The following is a 4,220-nucleotide window of genomic DNA, read 5'->3' as shown; positions in this document are numbered from 1 at the left end:
CTAGGGTATCAACCTTAACTTCTCTAAATTTGCTCACAATCTCTTAACTTGACGCATATGATATTTATAAATAATCAGAGTTTAAATGTAGATGAAACAGTAAGAAATAGTGTACTGAAGACTATTAAAGACAGCAAAAATCTTCAGGAAGCTATAGAGCAACTAGAAAAAGAAAAATTAATCTGGTACCTTATTGGTCCTTTACGCAAAGATGAGGAGGTTAGGAAACAGATAAACTCAAAGTGGGAAGCAGATTTCCAACGGTTCGAGCAGTCAATAAACGCAATACATGAGGAACTTAAGTTGTTTCTACCAAATCAAAGTTTCTTAGCGTATTCAACAAAAGATAATGACTTCAACATTAGGTTTGAAAACAAAGAAGAACCAATAAAAATCAGTGATATCTTAAGGGCTAGCAGTGAGGGTAAGGTCTATCACATATCCCTCGGAGAAGACAACCAAATAACCGCAAGCAAGAAAAATGGTAATGAGAGGCATTATAATTTTACTGGCTCTGGCTCATGTGAGATGATTATCAACTGGCAAGCTAAGGATTCTGAAGGTAATAGTATAAGTTGTAGCATGACTGTAGAAGTGGGTCTCGGTGGTATACTGAAAGTGATTGGCGAGCCGAAATTTGGTGATTTAAAGTTCACAAGTTCATTATCAGAGGAAGAGGAAGGTAAAATATTAAAGTTAGTTGAGCAAAATAAAGAAGTTTTTATCAATGGAAAAACTCTATATCAAGCTTTTACTAGCGTGATGGACAAGAATGTAGGCAATCAGCCAATGCAGGAAGAGAAAACATTTATACGAAATCCACCTGCGTCACCGCAGTTGCCTACGCTAGATAGCGGTGGGTATTCTTCTCTTGAAAACCCGTCTATACCTTCTTCACGGAGAAGCTCTTTCTCTTTTGAGGACGAAGAAGAATATGAACAAGAAGAAAATGAATTAAAGAATAAAGTAAAGAGATTAAAGAATAGAGTAAAAGAATTAGAGAAAGAAAACGAGTGCCTTAGGAAAGAAAATGCGGAGTTAAAAAAGCTCAATCAAGAGATAGCAGAAGAAAGTGATAAAAGAGAAAAGGAATTAACCGAAGAAAAGCAAGCTCTGGAGGAAAAAGTTAAAGAGTTTAGAACTAAATTTGAGAAAAGTGAGAAGGAATCAGCTGAAAAGAATCAAGTAATTGAACAATTGAGCCAGACAGTAGGTGAATTAGAGCAAGAATTGAAAGATAAGGATAGCAAGATAGCAGATCTAAAATCTCAATTAAAAGATAAAGAAAGTGAAATCCAACCAACAGGCAAAATCAACGAAGAACTACAGGAAAAATTGAAGCAAATTAAAGTTGAATTCAGAGCGCTACAAAAGGAAAATACAAAGCTGAGGAGTGATATGGAGAAAATCGTGAAAGATTCAAAAGACAATTATGAAAAACAGTTAGCAGAGAAAGAGAAGGAATTAGCTGATGTAAGAGATCGATTGGATGAAGAGCAATTGCAGCACAAAGAATTGGCTAAAGAATTTAACCAACTACAAAAAGAAAATTTAGAGAAGGCAATTCAACAACCTAGTGGAAAGTCTCTTGCAGATGAAATAGAGGAGGTAAATGAGAAAAAAGAAAAAGAAGAATTAAAAGAAAAGTTCCAAATGGAAATAGAGAGACTTAAACAACAGCTTGAGGAGAAGGAAGGTATGTTAACAGATATACGAGAGGAATTCAAATCTACAAAAGAGAGTTTAGAGCAATTGCAAGAGGACAATAAACAACTAGAACAAAAGCTACAAGAAATGTCTTCAGTAAGTCAAAAAGAAACTAAAGAAATGGAAATCCAAACTGATGTGAAAAAGGACGATTTCCGTGATTTATATGATAAAAAAGGCAAATATGTTAGAACAGAAATATCAGATCCAAGCCTAACTCATGCTAAGGGTCCAGAAAAATCGCATAAAGCTTGATCTAGTTGTCGTAATCTCTGCCAATTGGGGATATCTCAGCGTCACTCCCAATGAGGTTGAATAGCGTAAGTATGCTTTTAGTTTTTATACTCCCTCATCAACATAACATAATTTTGTGCTGATTGTGTAATATGATTAATTTCTTCACTTAACATCTTTTTGAAGAATTTTGCTGGTCTGCCAGCCCATATTTCTCCACTTTTAATCACTTTTCCATATGTCACTAGCGAGCCTGCAGCTACCATAGCTTCAGATTCCACAATTGCATGGTCCATTATGGTAGAGCTCATGCCTATAAATGCTTTGTCATGCACTGTGCATGCGTGCAGCGTACAAAAATGTCCCACCGTTACCATACTGCCAATAATTGTGTCACCATCTGGGTTTCTATCCACATGAATTACCGTGCCATCTTGAATGTTTGTTTCGTCACCTATTTTGATTGATCCAACATCTCCTCTGATTACGCAATTAAACCAAATGCTCGTATCTCTTCCTACTTCAACCTTACCTATGATATGCGAACCACTTGCGATGAAGGCACTCTCGTCTATTTTTGGTTCATAATCTTTGTATTTTAGAATGTGGTACATATTAAGTCTATGATTCTATGCTTTATATAACTTAAGTAAGATTTTTTCACTAAACAATAAATATTTTTCTTGGGTCGGAGCATATGGGCATACATCTCATTTCACTTTATGGTCCCAGCGCGCAACGCTTGTATAGTAATACAGAGGCATGTGCTGCTATTCCTTCATTTCTGCCAACAGAACCTAACTTTTCTGCAGTGGTTGCTTTGATATTTACAAATTCGCTATCAATCTCTAATATCTTTGATATAGATTTCTTCATTTCTGCTTTATAAGGCGATATTTTAGGCTTCTCACAAACTATAGTAATATCTAAATTAGATATACGGTATCCTTTTTCTTTTACTTTTGTAGTAGCAAAGCTCAGGAAGTAAGACGAATCACAATCTTTCCACTCAGCGGAACTAGGGGGGAAATGCTCTCCTATGTCGCCACATCCCAGTGCTCCCAGTATTGCGTCAACAACTGCATGTATTACAACATCACCATCGGAATGTGCTTCTATTGCCATGTTGTGCTCAACTTCTATACCGCAAATTTTTATAAAGTTTTCAGCCTTACTTTGAGCTTTAACGAACTTGTGTATGTCATAACCAGTGCCAATACGATATTTTGGTTCTCCAAGAAGAAGCTTTGCCATATTAATATCCTCTTTCGTAGTTAACTTAAAATTGCTTTTCTCACCTTTAATAATCGCAACATGTTTTTTGTGCTCTACCATTAGCGATGAATCATCAGTGAATTCTTTGGTTGATTGGTGGCATGACAATAATTCTTTGAAATTGAAAATTTGAGGAGTTTGTATAGCTCTGAGTTTTTCTCTTGAAATCGTGGATTTGATGAAATTATCATTTTTCAATGATATGGTGTCTTCGACTTCTATTGCTGGCACTACTCCTGCATGTTGACCATCAATCATAGACTGAGCTAGGTTATCTATCAGAGCATTTGATACGAAGGGCCTACAAGCATCATGTATAACAACAAAATCTGGGTTAATTTTTTGTAAGCTTTCAAGTCCCAACTTAACTGAATTTTGCCTACTTTTTCCTCCGTATATTGGACTTAGCAATTTAGCATCTGCGTCTTCTGTCATCCAAGTAGCTGACACTGGCTCATAGAACCCTTCATGATCTTTATTAATTACCACTCTTACATAATCTATGTATTGATTGGTCAAAAGTTTTTTGATTGTGTGAAATAAAACAGGTTTGTCTACCAGTTTTATGTACTGCTTAGAAATCGCGTCACTACATCTACTGCCTATTCCTGCTGCAACTATTAACGCTGCTATTTTATATTGTTTAGATCTGTTAGTGTACACGTTTATCATTTTCAGCTTAAATGTATAATAGCAGGTTATTTGAAGTTTCAAAAAGATTGATAAAGTTTAAAAGACAGCATCTGGGATCTCATTTCACTCTATGACGGTACCATGAAAGTGGCCCCTTCTGTCATTCCAGCGCGTGATGCTGGAATCTAAGTGAAAAAAGCTAGTGTCAGGCACTAGGATGACAAAGGGGGTGTCATCCCAGTGCTCCGACACTGGAATCCAGGATACTACTTTAATAATAAATACTTAAGAAATTTACCAAACGAGAAAAAAAGCAAAAGAAACCCCGAGTGGCGAGTTTTGACTCTATAATACTTTAAATTGGCGCTATA

At 36.0% G+C, this 4,220-nt stretch carries 3 protein-coding genes; 1 reads left to right on the top strand and 2 read right to left on the bottom strand.

The annotated features are described in order from the left end of the window. The first annotated feature begins 57 nt into the window (after positions 1-57). Positions 58-1,962, top strand: coding sequence for a coiled-coil domain-containing protein (locus DM84_RS05140; protein ID WP_250778855.1), 1,905 nt, complete (start codon positions 58-60; stop codon positions 1,960-1,962). A 77-nt stretch (positions 1,963-2,039) separates the two neighbouring features. Here the strand turns inward: DM84_RS05140 and DM84_RS05135 are convergent, their stop codons facing one another. Then, a complete protein-coding gene (locus DM84_RS05135) occupies positions 2,040-2,555 on the bottom strand; it encodes a gamma carbonic anhydrase family protein (RefSeq protein ID WP_250778854.1) in 516 nt (171 codons plus the stop codon). A gap of 106 nt (positions 2,556-2,661) precedes the next feature. Beyond that, positions 2,662-3,888, bottom strand: coding sequence for a bifunctional 2-C-methyl-D-erythritol 4-phosphate cytidylyltransferase/2-C-methyl-D-erythritol 2,4-cyclodiphosphate synthase (locus DM84_RS05130; protein ID WP_250778853.1), 1,227 nt, complete (start codon positions 3,886-3,888; stop codon positions 2,662-2,664). Positions 3,889-4,220 lie beyond the last annotated feature (332 nt).

The sequence above is a fragment of the Wolbachia pipientis genome, assembly GCF_023661085.1.
Lineage (GTDB): Bacteria > Pseudomonadota > Alphaproteobacteria > Rickettsiales > Anaplasmataceae > Wolbachia.
Note: the sequence above shows the minus strand (reverse complement) of the source record. Positions and strands in the feature narration are given on the sequence as shown.

Excerpts from the sequence above, each read along its gene's own strand:
- DM84_RS05130 (WP_250778853.1), bottom strand. The coding sequence starts at position 3,888 with ATGATAAACGTGTACACTAACAGATCTAAACAATATAAAATAGCAGCG.
- DM84_RS05135 (WP_250778854.1), bottom strand. The coding sequence starts at position 2,555 with ATGTACCACATTCTAAAATACAAAGATTATGAACCAAAAATAGACGAG.
- DM84_RS05140 (WP_250778855.1), top strand. The coding sequence starts at position 58 with ATGATATTTATAAATAATCAGAGTTTAAATGTAGATGAAACAGTAAGA.